The organism is Litoreibacter albidus (genome assembly GCF_900107015.1).
Lineage (GTDB): Bacteria > Pseudomonadota > Alphaproteobacteria > Rhodobacterales > Rhodobacteraceae > Litoreibacter > Litoreibacter albidus.
Window position 1 is genome coordinate 81,513 of the sequence record NZ_FNOI01000005.1, and the last position, 18,725, is coordinate 100,237.

At 60.6% G+C, this 18,725-nt stretch carries 20 protein-coding genes; 9 read left to right on the forward strand and 11 right to left on the reverse strand.

From position 1 onward, the window contains the following. The first annotated feature begins 110 nt into the window (after nucleotides 1-110). The 4 genes from BLW66_RS12555 to BLW66_RS12570 all read left to right on the forward strand — a co-directional run bounded on the left by BLW66_RS12555 (nucleotide 111) and on the right by BLW66_RS12570 (nucleotide 3,454). Complete coding sequence (locus tag BLW66_RS12555; protein WP_089947514.1) at nucleotides 111-998, forward strand: bifunctional helix-turn-helix domain-containing protein/methylated-DNA--[protein]-cysteine S-methyltransferase; 888 nt, start codon at nucleotides 111-113, stop codon at nucleotides 996-998. A gap of 161 nt (nucleotides 999-1,159) precedes the next feature. Continuing rightward, entirely contained in the window at nucleotides 1,160-1,795 is a 636-nt protein-coding gene (locus tag BLW66_RS12560) for a YiaD family glycine zipper/OmpA-like lipoprotein (RefSeq protein ID WP_089947515.1), read from the forward strand. Between the two features lie 138 nt (nucleotides 1,796-1,933). Then, the gene (locus BLW66_RS12565) at nucleotides 1,934-2,578 is read left to right on the forward strand and encodes a YiaD family glycine zipper/OmpA-like lipoprotein (protein WP_089947516.1); all 645 of its coding nucleotides are present in this window, start codon (nucleotides 1,934-1,936) and stop codon (nucleotides 2,576-2,578) included. 105 nt (nucleotides 2,579-2,683) lie between these two features. Further along, a complete protein-coding gene (locus tag BLW66_RS12570; RefSeq protein ID WP_089947517.1) occupies nucleotides 2,684-3,454 on the forward strand; it encodes a FadR/GntR family transcriptional regulator in 771 nt (256 codons plus the stop codon). Here BLW66_RS12570 and BLW66_RS12575 read toward each other — a convergent pair. Both BLW66_RS12575 and BLW66_RS12580 read right to left on the reverse strand, forming a co-directional pair. Then, nucleotides 3,444-4,673 carry a mandelate racemase/muconate lactonizing enzyme family protein gene (locus BLW66_RS12575; protein WP_089947518.1) on the reverse strand — a complete coding sequence of 410 codons (1,230 nt, stop codon included), beginning with the start codon at nucleotides 4,671-4,673 and terminating at the stop codon, nucleotides 3,444-3,446. The genes BLW66_RS12570 and BLW66_RS12575 overlap by 11 nt on opposite strands. Further along, the gene (locus tag BLW66_RS12580) at nucleotides 4,670-5,758 is read right to left on the reverse strand and encodes an alcohol dehydrogenase catalytic domain-containing protein (RefSeq protein ID WP_089947519.1); all 1,089 of its coding nucleotides are present in this window, start codon (nucleotides 5,756-5,758) and stop codon (nucleotides 4,670-4,672) included. The genes BLW66_RS12575 and BLW66_RS12580 overlap by 4 nt, the downstream gene beginning before the upstream one ends. A gap of 130 nt (nucleotides 5,759-5,888) precedes the next feature. On the opposite strand from BLW66_RS12580, the gene pcaD reads away from it, so the two are divergent. Both pcaD and BLW66_RS12590 read left to right on the forward strand, forming a co-directional pair. Beyond that, the gene (pcaD, locus tag BLW66_RS12585) at nucleotides 5,889-6,674 is read left to right on the forward strand and encodes a 3-oxoadipate enol-lactonase (protein ID WP_089947646.1); all 786 of its coding nucleotides are present in this window, start codon (nucleotides 5,889-5,891) and stop codon (nucleotides 6,672-6,674) included. A gap of 39 nt (nucleotides 6,675-6,713) precedes the next feature. Beyond that, complete coding sequence (locus tag BLW66_RS12590) at nucleotides 6,714-7,934, forward strand: TCR/Tet family MFS transporter (RefSeq protein ID WP_089947520.1); 1,221 nt, start codon at nucleotides 6,714-6,716, stop codon at nucleotides 7,932-7,934. Here the strand turns inward: BLW66_RS12590 and BLW66_RS12595 are convergent. The 8 genes from BLW66_RS12595 to fabA form a co-directional block, all read right to left on the reverse strand. After that, nucleotides 7,903-9,093, reverse strand: a complete 1,191-nt coding sequence (locus BLW66_RS12595) for an endonuclease/exonuclease/phosphatase family protein (RefSeq protein WP_089947521.1) — start codon at nucleotides 9,091-9,093, stop codon at nucleotides 7,903-7,905. The genes BLW66_RS12590 and BLW66_RS12595 overlap by 32 nt on opposite strands. Next, nucleotides 9,090-10,070: a threonine ammonia-lyase gene (locus BLW66_RS12600; RefSeq protein ID WP_089947522.1), complete on the reverse strand. Its 981-nt coding sequence runs from the start codon at nucleotides 10,068-10,070 to the stop codon at nucleotides 9,090-9,092. Before BLW66_RS12600 ends, BLW66_RS12595 begins: the two co-directional genes overlap by 4 nt. After that, nucleotides 10,067-10,888, reverse strand: coding sequence for an alpha/beta fold hydrolase (locus BLW66_RS12605; protein ID WP_089947523.1), 822 nt, complete (start codon nucleotides 10,886-10,888; stop codon nucleotides 10,067-10,069). The genes BLW66_RS12600 and BLW66_RS12605 overlap by 4 nt, the downstream gene beginning before the upstream one ends. Further along, nucleotides 10,885-11,571 (reverse strand): haloacid dehalogenase type II, encoded by a 687-nt coding sequence (locus BLW66_RS12610; protein ID WP_089947524.1) that lies wholly within the window; start codon nucleotides 11,569-11,571, stop codon nucleotides 10,885-10,887. The genes BLW66_RS12605 and BLW66_RS12610 overlap by 4 nt, the downstream gene beginning before the upstream one ends. Before the next feature lie 57 nt (nucleotides 11,572-11,628). Beyond that, nucleotides 11,629-12,411: a metalloprotease gene (locus tag BLW66_RS12615; RefSeq protein ID WP_089947525.1), complete on the reverse strand. Its 783-nt coding sequence runs from the start codon at nucleotides 12,409-12,411 to the stop codon at nucleotides 11,629-11,631. An 88-nt stretch (nucleotides 12,412-12,499) separates the two neighbouring features. Then, nucleotides 12,500-13,288, reverse strand: coding sequence for an enoyl-ACP reductase FabI (locus BLW66_RS12620; protein ID WP_089947526.1), 789 nt, complete (start codon nucleotides 13,286-13,288; stop codon nucleotides 12,500-12,502). 3 nt (nucleotides 13,289-13,291) lie between these two features. Continuing rightward, nucleotides 13,292-14,521: a beta-ketoacyl-ACP synthase I gene (gene fabB, locus BLW66_RS12625; protein WP_089947527.1), complete on the reverse strand. Its 1,230-nt coding sequence runs from the start codon at nucleotides 14,519-14,521 to the stop codon at nucleotides 13,292-13,294. Nucleotides 14,522-14,542: 21 nt separating this feature from the next. After that, complete coding sequence (gene fabA / locus BLW66_RS12630; RefSeq protein ID WP_089947528.1) at nucleotides 14,543-15,052, reverse strand: bifunctional 3-hydroxydecanoyl-ACP dehydratase/trans-2-decenoyl-ACP isomerase; 510 nt, start codon at nucleotides 15,050-15,052, stop codon at nucleotides 14,543-14,545. Nucleotides 15,053-15,214: 162 nt separating this feature from the next. On the opposite strand from fabA, the gene irrA reads away from it, so the two are divergent. From irrA to BLW66_RS12645, 3 genes are read left to right on the forward strand one after another with little or no spacing between them, the layout of a single operon-like run. Next, nucleotides 15,215-15,631 carry an iron response transcriptional regulator IrrA gene (irrA, locus tag BLW66_RS12635; protein WP_089947529.1) on the forward strand — a complete coding sequence of 139 codons (417 nt, stop codon included), beginning with the start codon at nucleotides 15,215-15,217 and terminating at the stop codon, nucleotides 15,629-15,631. Nucleotides 15,632-15,658: 27 nt separating this feature from the next. After that, nucleotides 15,659-16,324: a DUF1007 family protein gene (locus BLW66_RS12640; protein WP_244508639.1), complete on the forward strand. Its 666-nt coding sequence runs from the start codon at nucleotides 15,659-15,661 to the stop codon at nucleotides 16,322-16,324. After that, entirely contained in the window at nucleotides 16,309-17,247 is a 939-nt protein-coding gene (locus BLW66_RS12645) for a nickel/cobalt transporter (protein WP_089947530.1), read from the forward strand. Before BLW66_RS12640 ends, BLW66_RS12645 begins: the two co-directional genes overlap by 16 nt. A gap of 32 nt (nucleotides 17,248-17,279) precedes the next feature. On the opposite strand, the gene BLW66_RS12650 is transcribed toward BLW66_RS12645, so the two are convergent. Then, nucleotides 17,280-18,725: a TRAP transporter large permease gene (locus BLW66_RS12650; protein ID WP_170833473.1), complete on the reverse strand. Its 1,446-nt coding sequence runs from the start codon at nucleotides 18,723-18,725 to the stop codon at nucleotides 17,280-17,282.

Sequence of the window (18,725 nt, forward strand, 5' to 3'; positions counted from 1 at the left end):
GGTATGCCCCGTCGCCCCATTGGGGGCAAGGTTTACTGTATGTCAGCCCCCTACGGTGAAAGCGCAAAAAACGGGTCGATCCGCAGGACGCACAGGCCTAGGCTGCATCCATGGAACATAAACCCAATCCCCTCGCCCATGACAATCACGCCGTAACGCCGGAGAGCAGCTACCACTACGGGCTGGTCAAACGCGCCATTGAAGCAATTGACCAACACCAAGACGGGCCGTTGTCGCTGGACCAGCTTGCGCACAGCATGCAGATGAGCCCTGCGCATTTTCAGCGTGTGTTCAGCAAATGGGCGGGCGTGTCGCCGGGGCGGTTGCAGCAATATCTGCGCCTAGGGCACGCCAAGGCGTTGCTGGAGGACAGGTTTACGGTGTTGGAGACCTCCGGCTCTGTCGGTTTGTCAGGCAGCGGGCGGCTTCATGATCTGTTCATAAAATGGGAAGCGATGAGCCCCGGTGAGTTCGCCCGCAAGGGTGAGGGGCTGACGATCCATTGGGGGTGGTTTGATAGTCCGTTCGGGCCAGCGTTGGTGATGGGCACCGACAAGGGCATCTGCGGTATCGGGTTTGGCGCGGAAACCGGCGAAGAGGCTGCGATGGCCGACCTTGTCAGCCGCTGGCCAAATGCGACTTATCAGGAAAACCCTGACCTCCTGCGTCCATGGGTGATGGCGGCCTTCGGGGCGCAAGACGCCAGCGCGGAGCCAGCGCCGCTGTATCTGATCGGGGCCCCGTTCCAGATCAAGGTATGGGAGGCGCTGCTGGCGGTCCCCACAGGGCATGTGACGACCTATTCGGAGATCGCGAACACCATCGGGCACAAGAAAGCGGTACGTGCGGTAGGCACTGCCGTGGGGCGCAACCCGATTAGCTGGCTGATTCCATGTCACCGCGCGTTGCGCAAATCCGGTGGTCTCGGCGGATACCACTGGGGCCTTCCAGTGAAGCGCGCAATGTTGGCCTATGAAGCGGCGAAAACCGGCCTATAGGCGCGGGGTATCGGGGCCTTTTGCGGCCACTTGTGTCAGTAAATTGATCGCGACGGCGGGAACCCGCCGCAGGTTTCTTGCCCTCACTTGAAACTTTTTGGCGTCTGCACAGTTATTACTTTGAGAGCCGCGACACCGCGGCCTAAAGAGGAACGTATGACATGAAAACCCTTATGCTTGCTGTGCCCGCTGCGGCACTCATCTTGGCTGGCTGCGATGCATCCACCCCGAACCAACGTACAAAGAACGGCGCCTTGATTGGTGCGGCTATCGGCGGGGCGCTCGGCGCGAACTCCACATCCGACAACAAACTGGAGCGCGGCATAATCGGCGCGGCAGTTGGCGGCGCGGTCGGCGGTGCGATCGGCAACAGCTTGGACAAACAGGCCGCCGAATTGCGCAACGACTTGGGCAACGACAACGTGGGCGTGGTTAACACCGGCTCCGAATTGCGCGTGACACTGCCGCAAGACCTACTGTTTGCAACCGACAGCACGACGCTGCGCTCTGACTTGCGCGCCGACCTGCGGGCCGTTGCAAACAACCTGAACGACTACCCGAACAGCGAAGTGATCGTTGCGGGACACACCGACAGCACGGGTGACGCTGCCTACAACCAAGACCTGTCAGAGCGCCGCGCTCAGGCGGTTTCCAGCGTGCTGCGCAACGCTGGCGTGTCCGGCTCCCGCCTGCGCGTGATCGGCCAAGGTGAAAGCCAGCCAATCGCGTCTAACGCGAGCAGCGCGGGCCGCGCCCAGAATCGTCGGGTCGAGATCGTGATCCGCCCCTACTCCTAAGCGCGCCTTATAAGACCTTTGGCCGGCGGCGTGATTTCGCCGGCCAGAGCTTCCCCCTTAACAGGGAGGCCAGATTGCGGTAAACTGCCCCTATAACCCACGCCGAAAAGGCGGGACCCACATACCGAGGCAGGTACCATGACGATCAAACCTATCGCAGCCGTTGCGGCTGCCGCTTTTGCTGTCAGCGCATGCACGACCGATAGCATTTCCCAAGCCAATAAATCCCAAACCGGCGCCATCATCGGTGGCGCGGTCGGCGGGCTGATTGGCGCGTCAAGCGACGACAACAAGCTGCTGAAGGGCATTGTGGGCGCGGGCATCGGCGCCGCCGCTGGCGGCGTCATCGGCCACCAGTTGGACAAGCAGGCCGACGATCTGCGCCGCGACATCCCGAACGAAGACATCGACATCGTGAACACGGGCGACGAGTTGCGTGTGACCATGCCGCAAGACTTGCTGTTCGCAGTTAACAGTGCAGATCTGGGCGGGGCTATGCGGTCTGACCTGCTGGCGCTGGCGTCCAACCTGCAAGACTACCCCGACACGACTGTGAACATCGTTGGCCACACCGACGACACGGGTTCAGAAAGCTTCAATTACGAACTGTCGGAGCGCCGCGCGCAGGCCGTTGCATTTACTTTGGAAGATGGCGGCGTGGCCCCGTCGCGCATCCGGTCCTACGGGCAGGGCGAGTCCCGCCCCGTGGTGTCCAACGTTACCGAAGAAGGGCGCGCGCAGAACCGCCGCGTCGACATCGTGATCCGCCCCAACGCGGCCTGATCCATAGACAGCGAGACATTAGCGGCCCCTATCACGCGGGGGCCGTTTTTTGTTGTCTGCACTTGGCGCTGGTCATATAAATTTACCAATTCAGAAGGTGAATAGATGCCATTTAAGAAGATCGAAGCCGAGAAACTGTCCAACGCGGTCGTGCGCCAAATCGAACTGCTGATCTTGCGCGGCATTCTGAAGCCGGGGGAACGGCTACCGTCGGAACGGGAGTTGGCGGAAAAGATGGGCGTTTCCCGCCCGTCCCTGCGCGAGGCCGTCGCGGACCTGCAAAGCCGTGGACTTTTGGCAACGAAAGCAGGGGCTGGCATCTACGTGGCCGAAGTGGTCGGCGCGGCGTTTTCGGACGCGTTGGTGCAGCTTTTCTCCGACCACGACGAGGCAATTTTCGACTACATCTCATTCCGCCGTGACCTTGAGGGGTTGGCCGCTGCGCGCGCCGCGCGTTTAGGGTCCGATACTGATCTGAAGGTTATCGACACCATCTACCGCAAAATGGAAGCCGCCCATTCCAAAAGAAACCCCGCCGACGAAGCGCAGCTTGATGCGGAGTTTCACCTTGCGATCATTGAGGCCAGCCACAACGTGATCATGCTGCATATGATGCGGGCCATGTTCCAGATGCTGCGCGAAGGCGTGTTCTACAACCGCAACATGATGTTCAAACACCGCACCACCCGCGACACCCTGCTAGAGCAGCACCGCGCCATAAACACGGCCCTGCTTGCACGCGACGAAAGCGGCGCACGCGCTGCGGTGGAGGCGCATTTGAACTACGTCGAAGCCAGCCTGTCCGACAGCCTGAAGGCAGAGCACAACGAGGCCATTGCCAAACTGCGCCTCGACCACGAAACCTCTAAGCCTTAAGCGGCGCGCCGCCCGCGAAAGAATTCCCGTTCTGGTAGTCGCAGGGGGCTTCTTGCATTTGCAGGTGAAGCCCTTGGCCGGTGTAGGGATGCGCCGAGGCAAGATCTTCGTTCAATGTGATCCCAAGACCCGGCGCATCTGGCGGCGTGATGTAGCCGTTATCCACCTTGAGCGCGCCGCCGATCAGATCCGCGTGGAATGGTGTCTCGATGGTTTCGCACATCAGCAAGTTCGGGATCGAAGTCGCCAAATGGATATTAGCGGCCCACTCAACAGGCCCTGCGTAAAGGTGCGGCGCGAGTTCCGCGTTGAACACTTCCGCCAGTCCGGCAAGCTTCTTCGCCTCCCATATACCGCCCACGCGACCCAACGCGGGTTGCAATATCTTTACGCCGCCAGTGCGCAGCAACGTTGCGAATTCGGCCTTCGTGGTCAGCCGTTCACCCGCCGCAATCGGGATGCGCACGGCTTTTGCCACCTCCGCAAATTCAAGCGGGTTGTCGGGCGGTAAAGGCTCCTCGAACCAAAGCGGCGCATAGGGCTCTACCGCGTGCCCCAACCGGATCGCACCTGCGGTGTTGAACTGCCCATGCGTGCCAAACAGCAAATCCGCGCGGTCGCCCACGGCGGCGCGGATGGCTTTGCAGAACGCAACGGACAAGGAAATGTCGAACATGGCGGGCTGATGGCCTGCGTGGATCGTATAGGGGCCGGCGGGGTCAAACTTCACCGCTGTGTAGCCGCGATTGACGGCGTCCAGCGCCGATTCCGCTGCCATATCCGGAGAGGTCCAGAATTCTGTCAGATCGTGGTGCGGCAGGGGGTAGAGGTAGGTATAGGCGCGAATTTTCGGGTTCATCTTGCCGCCAAGCATCGCCCACACGGGGCGGCCACGGGCCTTGCCCAAGATATCCCAGCAGGCCATCTCCAGACCTGAAAACGCCCCCATAACGGTGGGGTCAGGGCGCTGCGTGAAGCCGGACGAATAAACGCGGCGAAACATCAGTTCAATGTTTTCGGGGTCCTCGCCCTCTACATGGCGCGCAAACACATCCTCTATCACCGCGCGCATCGCATCCGGCCCGACGGCGGAGGCATAGACCTCCCCCACGCCCTCGATCCCGCACGCGGTCGTTAGTTTAACGAATATCCAATACTGCCCGCCCCACCCCGGTGCAGGGGGCGCGGTCACGATGATTTTGAGGTCTCGCAGCTTCATTTGAACATGATCACATTGCGCCGCGCCGCGCCGGAGCGCGTGTCGGCAATGGCCTCGTTGATCTGATCCAGACGCCAGCGCCCCGACACCAGTTCATCCAGTTTCAGGCGACCCTGACTATACAGGTCGACCAGCCACGGGATGTCGCGTTTCAGGACGACATCGCCCATCTTGGTGCCCTTCATCCCCTGCGCCATCGCGCCGAAAATCACTGGCTCATAGGTGGCTTTATCGCCGGAATGCGGCATGCCGACGAGGTACATGTTACCCCCCGCACCCAGAAATCGGGGCGCGGAGTCGAAGGCAGGGATAGCACCGACCGTGACCATCACCGCGTCAGCCATGCGCCCGTCCGTGATGTCGGCCACCGCTTTCCACGGCTTTGGATCGGTGGCCAGCACGCCATCGGTTGCGCCAAACTCTTTGGCGGCTTCCAGCTTCTCGGGCACCATATCGACGGCAATGATCCGCGCAGCACCGGACAGCGCCGCGCCTTGGATTGCATTAAGCCCGACGCCACCTGCGCCGATGACGACCACCGTCTGTCCGGGCCGCACTTTAGCGGTGTTCACCACCGCGCCGACGCCCGTGACAACGCCACATGAGAGCAGCGACGCGGCGTCCATCGGGATGTTGTCAGGGATGCGTGCGATCTGGCTTTGATCGACCACCGCGCGCTCCGCGAAGGCGCCGCAAGCCAATCCGTGCTCCAGCGCGCTGCCGTCCGGCATCGACAACGGCCCTGCCATGCGGTCGTAGGGCGTGGTGCATTGTGTTGGCGCACCGGAGGCGCAGGGCGTGCAGGTGGCACAGGCACGGATCAGCGTCACCAACACCGCGTCACCGACGGACACCCCCGTCACGCCGTCGCCTATGGCGACCACGCGTCCGGCGGCTTCGTGGCCATAGACCGCAGGCAGTGCACCGCCCCATCCGCCATCCATGTAGGAGATATCGGAAAAGCAGATCGCGCAGGCTTCAAGCGCCACCTCGACTTCACCGGCTTCGGGCGCACGCAGCTCCACCTCCTCGATACTTAGGGGCGCACCAAATTCATGGCACACTGCGGCTTTGATTTTGGTCATTAGGGCGCCCTCGCAATATGTTCTAGTTGAAGACAACCCGCGAAGCTGGCACTTCGCAAGAGACATGTGCGATTTTTCTGCTGTGCCGTGCGGTTTTCTGCGCCGTGCACCGCAACCGACGGAGCAACGCGTGAAGATAGACCTAGGCCACATCACACTGAACGTCCAAGAGGACGGCGACGCGTCCGGCGCACCGGTCGTGTTTTCCAACTCCCTTGGGACGTCGCTGGAACTGTGGGACAAGGTGATACCGCTGCTGCCGCAAAACTTGCGGCTGATCCGCTATGACATGCGCGGTCACGGGGCGTCTGATGTGCCGCCCGCGCCCTACTCCATGGGTATGTTGATCCGCGATGCGGAGGCCCTTCTGGACCATCTGGAGATCCGTGACTGCGTGTTTGTCGGCCTGTCGGTGGGTGGCATGATCGCGCAAGGTTTGGCCACCAAACGGCTGGATCAGATCCGCGCTATGGTGCTGTCAAATAGCGCTGCCAAGATGGGCAACCCGCCGATGTGGAAAGGCCGGATGGACGCTGTGAAGGCAGGCGGGATAGAGAGTCTCGCCGACGACATCACGACGCGCTGGTTTTCGCGGGCCTTCTTGAAAACGCCGGAACTCGACTACTGGCGCGACATGTTAACCGGCACCCCAGAGCAGGGCTACCTTGGGGCGTGCGCGGCGATTGCGGGCACGGATTTCTACACCACCACCGCCGCGCTGACCTTGCCGAGCTTGGTCATCGCGGGCAGCGAAGATGGCGCGTCGCCCCCCGATTTGATCCGCGAGACCGCAGAGCTGATCAAAGGCAGCCGGTTTGAGTTGATCCGCCGCGCGGGTCACCTGCCCTGTGTGGAGCAGCCGAACGTCTTCGCGGCGTTGCTGACCGAGTTCCTGAGCGACATTGGCCATACGTAAACCTTGCCATGCGCGCCACTCACGGCCACTTAGGGCGCTATGACGCGCAACTTGCCAGTAACCTTTATCCTGATCACCGTGCTGATCGACGCCATGGGCATCGGCCTGATCCTGCCCGTGATGCCAGAACTCATCCAAGATGTCGGGCAGACGGATATTTCCGGCGCGGCGATTTGGGGCGGCGTATTGTCGGCGGTTTTCGCACTGATGCAATTCGTCTTCTCGCCCACAGTTGGTGCGTTGTCAGATCGGTTCGGGCGGCGGCCCGTCTTGCTGACCTCGAATGCGGCGATGGCCTTTGATTATGTACTGATGGCCTTGGCGGGGACGATCTGGCTCTTGCTGATCGGGCGGATCATCGGCGGGATCACAGCGGCCACACATGCTACGGCGAACGCGTTCATGGCGGATGTGTCCCCGCGCGAGAAAAAGTCGCAAAACTTCGGCCTGATCGGCGCGGCGTTCGGCGTGGGCTTTGTGCTGGGGCCGGTGATCGGCGGCCTGTTGGCAGAGCTTGGGCCACGCGCCCCGTTCTGGGCGGCGGCGATCCTTGCGGGCGGGAACTTCGTGTTCGGCTACTTCGTGCTGCCGGAAACTGTAACCGCGGAGAAGCAACGCCCCTTTGAATGGGCCCGCGCCAACCCCGTCGGCGGGTTGAAGGCCATCACCGCCCTGCCAGGGCTTGGGGCGTTGCTGGCGGTCTACTTTTTCTACCAGATCGGCAACATGGTCTACCCCGCGATCTGGGCCTACTACACCGCCGCCAGCTTTGGTTGGTCACCGGGCGTGATCGGGGCGTCCTTGGCGATTTACGGCGTCTCGATGGCTGTCACACAGGCGCTGCTGATCCGCTGGGTCATTGCCAAGCTGGGGGAGGTACGCACGGTCTATTGGGGTCTCATCTACAACGCGATGACCTTGGCGATGATGGCGTTTATCACTGACGGCGTAGTGCTGCTGGTGCTTACCCCGTTGGCCGCGTTCGGAGCCGTTGTCGGACCAGCCCTACAGGCCGTTATGTCGGGACGGGCGGCGGACAACCAGCAGGGCGAATTGCTGGGTGTCATGTCGTCGATCAACGCTTTGGGCATGATCTTTGCGCCGCTGGTTTTTACCCGCGTGTTCTCTTACTTCACGGGTAGCGACGCGCTGATCTACCTGCCCGGCGCTGCGTTCTTGCTGGCGATGGGGCTGATGCTGGTGTCGTGGGCGATGGTCGCCCGCGCCGCTACGCGTCCCACAGGCGCAGGTGCGCCATGATCTGCCCATGGTCCGACGCCAGCTTGTTGTAGGGCGCTTCTTGGTGCGACCCGTCAGTCAAATGATCGTTGAACACCGAGAAATAAGACATCTCCCCGATTTGGCCGTCTCCGCCGGTAAAGTGGCGCGATAGCAGGATTTGGTCGATGCTCTCAAACACCCCGCCGAAGGCAGATGTGTAGACCATATCGCGCAAGGACTTACGCACGAACAGCTTTTCGCAGCTTTCCAGCCGGACTGATTTGATCTTCTCTTGGATGATCTCGTTTTCTGCATCCGTATAGCGCTCGTTTGACTTCTGCGCGTCATGGCGGCGCATCCACGCGTAGTTTTTGAACGGGCGTTCACCTGCGATGATCTCGGAGCTGACGGCATTGTCGCTATCGTTGAAATCGCCCAGCACAATCACTGGCAAGCCGTTGTTGATCTCTTCGACGATCAACTGACGGAGCACCCAAGCCTCCGCCATGCGGCGCGTCGCGGCACGCAACGCGCCTAGGGCACGCCCGACGGGGTCATAGTTCACCAAATCCACCTCTGGCGGCAGGCCGCCACCATCCGGACGGGTGAATTCACCAAGCTTGGATTTCAGGTGACAGTTAAAGACGGTTATCACTTGATCGCCGACAGGAATGCGGGCTTTCAAAATCGGGCGTGACAGGCGGTCCAGCTTGAACGCGCCGCCGTCGCCGCCTTGCATCAACCCGAAGGGGATCACCAGATCGGGGTCAACGTCCTGAATGACCTCCGGCTTGCCCACAAAGCCGTAGCGCGACAGGATCGCGAGGCCCGGACGTCGCTCTCCTGGCGCCCCGTCGTTCAGATTTGGCGCGAAGGCCAGCGCCGCGTCGGCGTAATCGGCGTAGGCTAACTTGCGAAAGATGGCCTTGCGAGCGTAGCGTTTGCTGCGGTCGGGCAAGGCGTCATCGTTGGAGGCCTTGCCGCGACGGTCGGCTTCCGCAATCACATCTTGCAGCGGGGCTTTATCGAATATCTCCTGAAAGCCCACGATATCCGCGTTTAGCGTGAACAGCTGATCGGCCAGCCAGTCTTCCTTCCACGCGTGTTCTTCTGGGGTATACTTCTCAAAGCGGTAGTACTCCTGATCGGCACCGATCAGGTTCTTCACATTGAAGCTGGCTATGGTGAAATCAGTCATGCGTCATTCCCGTATTGCGATAGCGCGCGCTGGAAAACCTCCGCGTCGACGTTCCCGCCGGAGGCCACGGCAATGACGTCTTCACCCTCTATCTTGTCGCCATGGTACAGTGCTGCGGCCAAGGCGATTGCACCTCCGGGTTCCAAAACGATCTTGAGCCGCGCGAAGGCGACGGCCATTGCCCTAAGGCAATCCTCGTCCGTCACGGTGATCCCCGCGCCGCACAGTCGGTTCATGATCGGGAACGTCAGGTCCCCAGGCTGTGGGGTGATGATCGCGTCGCAGATGGAGCCCGCCAGTTGCGCATTGCGTTGAATTTGACCCGTCGCGAGCGACCGCGTTACATCGTCAAAGCCCACAGGCTCCACGGGGCGGGCGCGCATAGCGGGGGCTTTCGCCTCAAGCGCCAAAGCAATGCCGGAGGTCAACCCGCCGCCGCCGCAGCACACCAAAACGTCGCGCGCATTGGCCCCGAGTTCTGCCGCCTGCTCCACAATTTCCAAGCCGATCGTGCCTTGGCCTGCGATCACCTGTGGCTCATCAAATGGCTTGATTAGCGTCAATCCACGCTCCGCCGCGAGGCGTGCGCCGATCTCGTCGCGGTCCTCTGTGGTGCGGTCATATAACACGACCTCAGCGCCCAAGGCGCGGGTGTTTTCAATTTTCATCGCGGGCGCATCGGCAGGCATGACGATGACCGCGCTGGCCCCATGTTCGCGCGCCGCCAAGGCGACCCCCTGCGCGTGGTTGCCCGATGAAAACGCAATGACGCCAGCCTTCACCGCCTCCGCGTCCAGCGCTGACAAAGCCGACCATGCGCCGCGAAACTTGAACGAGCCGGTGTGCTGCAACGCCTCCGGCTTGAGGAACACGCGCCGTCCGGCGATCTTATCCACGAAGGGGGATGTCAGTAGCGGAGTGCGGCGGGCGTGCCCTTTGATCCGCCCGGCGGCGGCTTCGATCATGTCGATGTTCATTGTAGTTCCTGTAACCAAGCATTGAGAACGAGAAGCGATTCCGGCTCATCCAAGAAGGGCACGTGCCCCCTGCCCGCGACTTCCGCGACCAGCATGTCGGGGCGGCGGCGCTCCATCTCTGCGACCGTGTCGCGGGTGAGCAGATCAGAGTTGGCACCACGAATGACCGCCAGCGGCAGACCGTCCAGTGCATCAAAGAAGGGCCACAAGTCAGGGTTCAAATTCTGCGGCCCAGCCAATACGCCGTCGCGCAGTTTGGGGTCGTAGTTGATATCCAAGCCGTCGGGTTTTTCGATGTAGTGCTTATGCGCCTCTTCGCGCCAACGGTCCACGGGAACATCCTCGAACCCCGCCATGAGCTTGGCGCGTTCTGTCGTGGCCTCCGCGTAGGTCTTGAAACTGGGCCTGCGCCCAAGATAGGTTTTGATAGCGTCCAATCCGGGGGCTGCGATTTCCGGCCCGATATCGTTGAGACATACCCCAAGCAGGCGGTCCTTCACGGTTGCGGCAAGCCCCATGGCGATGATCCCACCACGAGAGGTGCCGAGTATCGCGGCCTTCTCGATGCCCAGATGATCCAGCAGCGCCAGTGCGTCCATGCCTTCTTGCGGCAGGGTGTATGTTGAAGGGTCAGCCCAGTCAGATTGCCCACGTCCGCGGTAATCCATGCGGATCATACGCACGTCTTTCAGGTGGGGGGCGACGTAGTCAAAATCGGTGCTGTTGCGGGTCAGTCCCGCGAGGCACAGAACAGGAAGCCCCGCGCCCTCATCGGTGTAATGCAGCTTGGTCCCGTCAGCGGCAGTCAGTGTGCTCATAATGCGCCTGCCAGTTCGGGGATGGTGGTCAGGTCGGTGAGGATATGCGCGGGCGTCCACGGCAAGCGATCAACAGGTTCGCCAGCGCGGTTCACCCACGCGGTGGTGAAGCCGTAGCCCGTGGCGCAGCCTGCGTCCCAACCGTTGGAGGAGACGAACAGCACCTCATCCTTTTGACAGTTGAACCGCTTGCCGACCAAATCGTAAACCGACGCATGTGGTTTGAAGACACCCACGTCTTCGACCGACAGCACGTCATCCAACGTGGTGGCGATCCCTGCGGACGAAACCGCGCCATCCAGCATATCCGGCGACCCGTTGGACAGGATGGCAGTGTTCATTCCGGCTTTCTTCAGCTGCGCCAGCATCAACGGCACCTCCTTGTAGGCGCGCAGTTCCCAATAGAGTGCAAGCAGCCGTTCGCGGAGTTCCAGATCAGCGAGGCCGTTTGCCTCCATCGCCCAATCCAAGCCATTCTGGGTCACATCCCAAAAGTCTGCATGATCCCCCGTGACGGCGCGAAGCCATGTGTATTGCAGCTGTTTATTTCGCCAATCGCTTGCCAGTTTTTGCCAGCAGGCCGCGAGCTTGTCGCGCCCCGGCTCCTCTGACGCCAAACGGGCGGCAGCGGATACATCGAACAGCGTTCCATAAGCATCGAAAACACAAGTGGTGATAGGCATGGGCACTCCTTTGGCTGCTTCGGGCAGACTGGCATAGCCCGCAACGAAGGAAAACGCCTAAAGGTAGCGTGCCAACATTGTGAACCCGCCCCAAAGGTGCGCCCCTGCCGTGAACACATACGCGCCGAGTGCTATGACGCCCTGCGACTTCGTCATGGCTGGCCTATGTACCCACGTCTGAGACCACGAAAACAGCGACTGGGCGCCAAGTATAGCAAAGAAGAACAACGCCATGGATTGCATGGCCACCGCGAGCGCGGCGAGCCCCGCACTCATCGTGAGGGTGACAAACCTTGTGGCACCCGGCGCGAAGGTGTCGGTCAGAATGCGGGTGCAATGGCCGCCGTCCAGCGGCCAGAATGGCATAAGGTTAAAGAAATTCAGCGCGCCCGTCACAATTGCGAAGACCCACAGGAAATGCGCAAAATCAGGTGCAAATGGCGCAACTACCTCCGACAACGCATAGGCCAGCGCCATCGGGGCGAGGCAGATGCCCGGCCCCATCAGGCTTATAAAGAAGTCATGTGCTTGTGTTTCCGGCGCGCGGTCAGAGATTGCCACGCCGCCCATCAGCGGGATCAGCCGGAAGCGGGCATCATCGTGCCCCGCGATGCGAAACGCCGCGACATGCCCGAATTCGTGGATCATCACCGACAGCACAATCGCCACGCCATAAAGCGGGCCGAAGTACCACGCGGCCGCGACAAAGGCCAAAACGCCCATGCCAAGACCCTCAATGTCCATGCCGACAATTGTTAACCCACGGTCCGAAACCATCCCGCCGCGCAGGGTGTAAACCATCAAGCTGCACAGCACCGCTGCGGATAACAATGTAAGCATAACACGAAGCCCTAATTACCGAAGGACTGCGTTTTCGCGCCAGAACATGGCCAAATGAGACCCACAGATTGGCGTTGTTAGGGCAGGCTTACAGATTTTCGGGCTGAGGCATTCCCAAGACATGGTAGCCACCGTCGACGCGGATAATCTCGCCCGTGGTGCAGTTGCCGTTGTCGCCTGCCAGATAAACGGCGGTGCCGCCGACGGCCTCTAGCGTAGCATTGGCGCGCATCGGGGAATTGGCCTCTGTCTGGCGGAAGGTCTTGCGTGCGCCGCCGATGGCCGCCCCTGCAAGGGTCTTCATCGGACCAGGAGAGATCGCGTTTACACGGATACCATCGGGGCCAAGGTCGTTGGCCAGATAGCGCACGGTCGACTCCAACGCGGCCTTGGCCACGCCCATCACGTTGTAGAACGGCGTCACACGGTTGGAGCCTTGATACGTCAAGGTCAGCAAGGTGCCGCCGTCTTTCATTAAAGGTGCCGCGCGGCGGGCCACGTCGATCAGCGAGTAGCAGCTGATAACCATGGAGTTCTTGAAGTTCTCCCGCGAAGTATTCACGAAACGGCCCGTCAACTCGTTCTTGTCGGAGAAGGCGATGGCGTGGACCACGAAGTCCAAGCCACCCCATTTGTCTTCCAGCGTCTTGAAGCAGGCGTCCAGAGACGCGTCGTCTGTCACATCAACATCGACCAGAATGTCGGATCCCAATGACGCGGCCAGCGGCTCTACCCGTTTGCCAAAGGCGTCGCCTTGGTAGGAAAACGCAAGCTCTGCGCCCTCTGCGGCCATGGCCTTCGCAATGCCCCATGCAATGGAGCGCTCGTTGGCAACGCCCATGATAAGGCCGCGTTTACCTTTCATCAGGTCAGACATAGATTAATCCTTAAACTTGGAAAGCAGCATGGAGCCATTGGTTCCGCCGAAGCCGAAGGAGTTTGTCATAAGCGTGTCCAGCCCCGCGTTCTCGACCAACGACGTGGCAATTTCTGCCGGCTTCAGAGCCGGATCAAGCGTTTCAACGTTGATGGATGGCGCAATAAAGTCGTCCTTCAACATCAACAGGCAATACACGGCCTCCTGCGCGCCGGTGGCGCCTTGGGAGTGCCCGGTCATTGACTTGGTAGAGCTAATTGGCGGGGTCGTGCCTTCGCCGAACACGCGGCGCACGGCCTCGACCTCCCCCACATCGCCCACTGGCGTGGAGGTGCCGTGCGCGTTGATATAGCTGACTTTGCGGCCTTCTGGGATGGTGCTCATGGCCAAACGCATCGCGCGCTCCCCGCCCTCACCAGACGGTGCCACCATGTCGGCACCATCGGACGTTGCGCCGAAGCCTGTGACTTCCGCGTAGATTTTTGCGCCGCGCGCATTGGCATGCTCCAGATCTTCCAGCACGACCATGCCGCCGCCGCCTGCGATCACAAACCCGTCGCGGTCCGCGTCAAACGCGCGGGAGGCCTTCGTTGGCGTGTCGTTATACTTGGAGGACATCGCGCCCATGGCGTCGAACAGGCAGGACAGGGTCCAATCCAATTCCTCACCGCCACCTGCAAACATGACGTCCTGCTTGCCCATCATGATCTGCTCTGACGCAGCCCCGATGCAGTGCAGCGATGTCGAGCAAGCGGAAGTGATCGAGTAGTTGATCCCTTTGATCTGATACGCCGTCGCCAAGTTGGCGGAGATGGTGGAGCCCATGCATTTCGGCACCGCAAACGGCCCGATACGTTTGGTCGCGCCTGTTTTCAGCACCGACTGGTGCGCGGCGAACATGGCAGATGTGGACGGACCGCCGGAGCCCGCAATCAGGCCCGTGCGTGGGTTGATGACGTCGCTTTCCTCAAGCCCCGCGTCCGCAATCGCCTGCTCCATCGCGATGTGGGCGTAGGCCGCACCTGGCCCCATGAAGCGCAGGCGGCGTTTGTCGACATGCTCTGTTACGTCGATCTTCAGCGTGCCTGCGATCTGGCTGCGGAAACCGTGCTCGGCCATCGCCTCCGAGGCGACAATGCCGGAGGTGCCGGACTTCAAAGCGGTGGTGACTTCCTCGGCAGTGTTGCCGATGGGGGATACGATCCCCAAACCTGTGACGACGACGCGACGCATGGGCGTGCTCCTCTTTGGACTTTAGCTCTCGGAGAGAGCAACTTTCATGTCTTTTACTTCATAGATGACTTCGCCATCGGCTTCGACGATACCATCTGCCACGCCCATGGTCAGGCGGCGGGTTTGGATCGCTTTGATGAAGTCGATTTTGTACGTCAGCATCTTGCGGTCAGGGCGCACCATGCCTTTCAGCTTCACTTCGCCCACACCCAGCGCGTAGCCGCGACCCTGCCAGCCGCGCCAGCCAAGGTTGAATCCGGTTAGCTGCCACAAGCCATCAAGGCCAAGGCAGCCGGGCATGATCGGGTTGCCGGGGAAGTGGCAGTCGAAGAACCACAGATCAGGAGTGATGTCGAACTCGGCAAGGATGTGGCCTTTGCCATGCGCGCCGCCGTCGCCGGAGACCTCTGTGATGCGGTCCATCATCAGCATGGGCGGGGCCGGAAGCTGGGCATTGCCTTCGCCGAACAGCTCGCCGCGTGCGCATTTTAGAAGTGCGTCTTTGTCAAAGCTCGTTGGGTAATCGCTCATGGCACTCTGCCCCCCATATCTCGTGTTGTTTCCTTGGCAACCATCTAGCATTGGCGCTTTATGGCGTGCAAGGGCCGCCATCCAGCCAGCTGCGACTGATTTTCATTTGAAACATAGGGGGGACAGGCCCTATATGTAAGGCAAGCAAAGGAAAGTTGGCGAATGTTGTCGATAAAGACCAAGCGCGGAACGGAATGGTTGGCAGGTGCGGGGCTACGCCCGACGCGGCAACGCGTGGCATTGGCGGAGCTGCTGGTCGGTGACGGCCAAGACCGGCACATAACCGCCGAAAGCCTGCATGCCGCCGCCAAGACTCACTCCGAGGGCGTCTCACTGGCGACTGTTTACAACACGCTAAAGGCGTTCTCCGAAGCGGGACTTATCCGCGAGATCATGGTCGACGGCACCAAAAGCTACTTCGACACGCGGGTTGACGACCACCCGCATTTTTTCTGGGAGGACGAAGGCCACCTGACCGACGCCCCGAAAGAGCAGTTGGAGATCGCCGCCCTGCCCGAAGCCCCCGAGGGCACGGAAATTGCAAAAGTCGACGTAGTGATTAGGCTGCGCCGAACCTGAGCCACCTAAATCCAAGAGATTTACGCCATGTCCAAACGTCTAAACGGTATTGCCGCAGCCGCCTGCATGATGCTGGCCCCCGCGCCGATCGCGGCCCACCCCCACGTGTTCATTGATACCGGCCTAGAGATTATATTCGATGCTGAGGGTCGGTTGACCCACGTGAAGGTCACTTGGAAATACGACGATCTGTATTCACTGCTGCTGGCAGAGGACTACCGCGTGGACAGCGACGGAGACGGTGCGCTGACGGACGCTGAGCGCAAAGAGCTAACCGGCTTCGACGCGGACTGGGTGCAGGGCTACGCGGGCGACCTTGAGGTTGTGTTGGACGGACAGGTGCTCGCCCTCTCGCGCCCACTTGATCCAACCGCAGATATGATCGACGGGCGCATCATATCCACGCACATACGCGAAGTTGCAGGGACGCCACTGCTGGAGGGTGACCCCGTGTCTCTGAAAGCGTTCGACCCCACCTATTACACCGCTTACGACATGACCTTGCCGGTCGTCCTGAAGGGGCGCAGCGATTGCGTCTTCACGCGGATAGAGCCTGACATCGAGGGCCAGCTCGCACAAATGCAAGCGCAACTGTTGACGCTCGACGCCAATGCGGATCTTGAAGAAAATGACATCCCGCTCATTGGCGGCGAGTTTGCCACGGATATCCGCGTCACATGCCCCGCCTTGTAATTGTTCCGGTCATCGCCGCGATTGCGCTTCTTCTTTGGTTATGGGGCAGCGGCGGCTTTGACAGCATCGCGGCGTGGGCCGCAGGGGAGCAGCGTGACTTTCAAAACCATATCGCCCGTACCCTGCGCGCGTTGCGCAGCGGCGACGCGGGCGCGCTGACCTTGTTGATGACGCTGTGCTTTGCCTACGGCTTCTTTCATGCGGTTGGGCCGGGTCACGGCAAGGTGCTGATTGGCGGCTACGGTCTGGGCCGTCAGGTGCCTTGGGTACGGCTCTCGCTGATTTCGCTGGTCTCCAGCCTCGGGCAGGCTGTCACCGCTGTGGCACTGGTCTATGCGGGGGTGCTGGTGTTCAACCTGAGCCGCACGCAGATGGTCGGCGCGGCGGAGGACTATATGGCTCCGTTCAGTTACGCCGCCATCGGTGCAATCGGAGTATGGCTCACGATACGCGCCATACGCAAATTCGCACGGATGCGTGCCGCTGCGGCGCATGACCACCATCACCACGACCACAGCCATGATCACGGTCATGATCACAGCCACGATCATGGGGCCTGCTCCGAATGTGGTCACAAACACGGGCCAACCGTGGAGGAGGTGGAAAACGCCAGCTCACTGCGTGACGCCCTTATCCTGATCGGCGGTATCGCGATGCGCCCCTGCACTGGTGCATTGTTCGTGCTGATCATCACATGGCAGATGGGGATCGCCTATGCAGGCATCGCGGGTGCCTTTGCGATGGCGCTAGGCACTGCCGTCGTGACGATCGCGGTGGGGGTCGCTGCCGTGACTATGCGGGCGGGGCTGCTTGGCTCTTTTGCCGCCTCACCTTTGGCCGCGCGGATCGTGCCTGCCATCGAGCTACTAGCAGGGCTGTTGATCCTTGTGATTGCGTCAGGGCTTTTGTTGCGCGCCTTGTGAAAAGGCCGCCCCGAGGGGCGGCCAAGTTCGTTTTAGTTCCCGTAAGCCACCGCCGGTAGCCATGTCACAATGCCCGGGAAGGCGAACACAATCCCTAGCCCTGTGAGTTGCAGCAGTACGAAGGGGATAACGCCTTTGTAGATGTGGCCCAGCGTGATCTCTGGCGGGCAAACGCCCTTGAGGTAGAACAACGCGAAGCCAACCGGCGGCGTTAGGAATGACGTCTGTAATGTCACCGCCACCAGTATAGCGAACCACACGATGGACGGGTTATCCACGACGCCAAAACCGTCCACGGGAATGTCCAACGCCAGCACCACTGGCAGCATCAACGGCATGATGATCAGCGTGATCTCGATCCAGTCCAGCAAGAAGCCAAGCAAGAAGATGATGAACAGGATGAACAAGACCACGAGGTATTTGTCATCGAAGGACGACAACACCAGATGCTCGATAATCTCGTCCCCGCCAAAGCGGCGCAGAATGAAGGCAAAGAAATTGGCGGCGATGAAAATCCCGACAATGTAGCCGGAGGTATTCAGCGTCTGGCGCATCACATCTTGGAAGACGCGCATGTTTAGCTTGCGATTCAGCAAGGCCAAGATAGTCGCACCCATTGCCCCAAGGCCGGACGCCTCTGTCGGGGTGGCGAAGCCGAAGAAGATCGACCCCAAGACCAGTAGAATTAGTGCCATGGGCGGCATCACCGACAAAGCCGTTTCCTTGATGACAGTCATATCCACGGGCGGACGGTTGGCAGGCACCGGCATCGCCTTCGGGTTAACCAGCCCGTAGACAATCAGGAACACAATGTAGAGCACGCCCAGCAGCAAGCCCGGGAACAACGCCCCCATGAACAGATCGCCCAAGCTGATCGCGAGCTGATCCGACATGATGACCAACATGATCGACGGCGGGATCAAGATGCCCAATGTGCCGGATGCGGCGATAGTGCCTGTCGCGATCGACTTGGAGTAGTTTTGGTTCATCATCGTCGGGATGCCCATCACGCCCAACAGAACGACCGACGCGCCGATAACCCCCGTGGAGGCCGCGAGGATGATGCCGATGAGCATGACTGACAGCGCCAGCCCGCCTTTCAGCGCGCCGAACAGCACCTGCATAGCTTTCATCATACGCTGCGCCACGCCGGATTGATCCAGCATCAGCCCCATGAAGATAAACATCGGTAAGGCCACCAGAACGGGGTTGTTGATGATCCCCCCGAAGAAGCGGCTGCCGTTGGCAAACAGCTTTGTATAGGTGATGCCGGTTCTGTCGAATTCGATGAATTCGTTTATATATTTGCGGTTCGGATCCAACACGAATTCGCCAAGAACAATGAACACCAGCGACACGCCAACCAGCGCATAGGCCACCGGAACGCCGCGAAACAGCATCACGATGAAAATGACGAACATCGCCAGAACGGACCACTGGTTCAGCGTCATGAAGTCAAAAAGGGATAGGATTTGCAT

Excerpts from the sequence above, each read along its gene's own strand:
- BLW66_RS12580 (WP_089947519.1), bottom strand. The coding sequence starts at position 5,758 with ATGACCAAAATCAAAGCCGCAGTGTGCCATGAATTTGGTGCGCCCCTA.
- BLW66_RS12600 (WP_089947522.1), bottom strand. The coding sequence starts at position 10,070 with ATGAACATCGACATGATCGAAGCCGCCGCCGGGCGGATCAAAGGGCAC.
- irrA (WP_089947529.1), top strand. The coding sequence starts at position 15,215 with ATGTTGTCGATAAAGACCAAGCGCGGAACGGAATGGTTGGCAGGTGCG.
- BLW66_RS12560 (WP_089947515.1), top strand. The coding sequence starts at position 1,160 with ATGAAAACCCTTATGCTTGCTGTGCCCGCTGCGGCACTCATCTTGGCT.
- fabB (WP_089947527.1), bottom strand. The coding sequence starts at position 14,521 with ATGCGTCGCGTCGTCGTCACAGGTTTGGGGATCGTATCCCCCATCGGC.
- BLW66_RS12650 (WP_170833473.1), bottom strand. The coding sequence starts at position 18,725 with ATGCAAATCCTATCCCTTTTTGACTTCATGACGCTGAACCAGTGGTCC.
- BLW66_RS12595 (WP_089947521.1), bottom strand. The coding sequence starts at position 9,093 with ATGACTGATTTCACCATAGCCAGCTTCAATGTGAAGAACCTGATCGGT.
- BLW66_RS12610 (WP_089947524.1), bottom strand. The coding sequence starts at position 11,571 with ATGCCTATCACCACTTGTGTTTTCGATGCTTATGGAACGCTGTTCGAT.
- BLW66_RS12605 (WP_089947523.1), bottom strand. The coding sequence starts at position 10,888 with ATGAGCACACTGACTGCCGCTGACGGGACCAAGCTGCATTACACCGAT.
- BLW66_RS12615 (WP_089947525.1), bottom strand. The coding sequence starts at position 12,411 with ATGCTTACATTGTTATCCGCAGCGGTGCTGTGCAGCTTGATGGTTTAC.
- BLW66_RS12640 (WP_244508639.1), top strand. The coding sequence starts at position 15,659 with ATGTCCAAACGTCTAAACGGTATTGCCGCAGCCGCCTGCATGATGCTG.
- BLW66_RS12575 (WP_089947518.1), bottom strand. The coding sequence starts at position 4,673 with ATGAAGCTGCGAGACCTCAAAATCATCGTGACCGCGCCCCCTGCACCG.
- BLW66_RS12590 (WP_089947520.1), top strand. The coding sequence starts at position 6,714 with ATGACGCGCAACTTGCCAGTAACCTTTATCCTGATCACCGTGCTGATC.
- BLW66_RS12565 (WP_089947516.1), top strand. The coding sequence starts at position 1,934 with ATGACGATCAAACCTATCGCAGCCGTTGCGGCTGCCGCTTTTGCTGTC.
- BLW66_RS12620 (WP_089947526.1), bottom strand. The coding sequence starts at position 13,288 with ATGTCTGACCTGATGAAAGGTAAACGCGGCCTTATCATGGGCGTTGCC.
- BLW66_RS12555 (WP_089947514.1), top strand. The coding sequence starts at position 111 with ATGGAACATAAACCCAATCCCCTCGCCCATGACAATCACGCCGTAACG.
- fabA (WP_089947528.1), bottom strand. The coding sequence starts at position 15,052 with ATGAGCGATTACCCAACGAGCTTTGACAAAGACGCACTTCTAAAATGC.
- BLW66_RS12645 (WP_089947530.1), top strand. The coding sequence starts at position 16,309 with ATGCCCCGCCTTGTAATTGTTCCGGTCATCGCCGCGATTGCGCTTCTT.
- BLW66_RS12570 (WP_089947517.1), top strand. The coding sequence starts at position 2,684 with ATGCCATTTAAGAAGATCGAAGCCGAGAAACTGTCCAACGCGGTCGTG.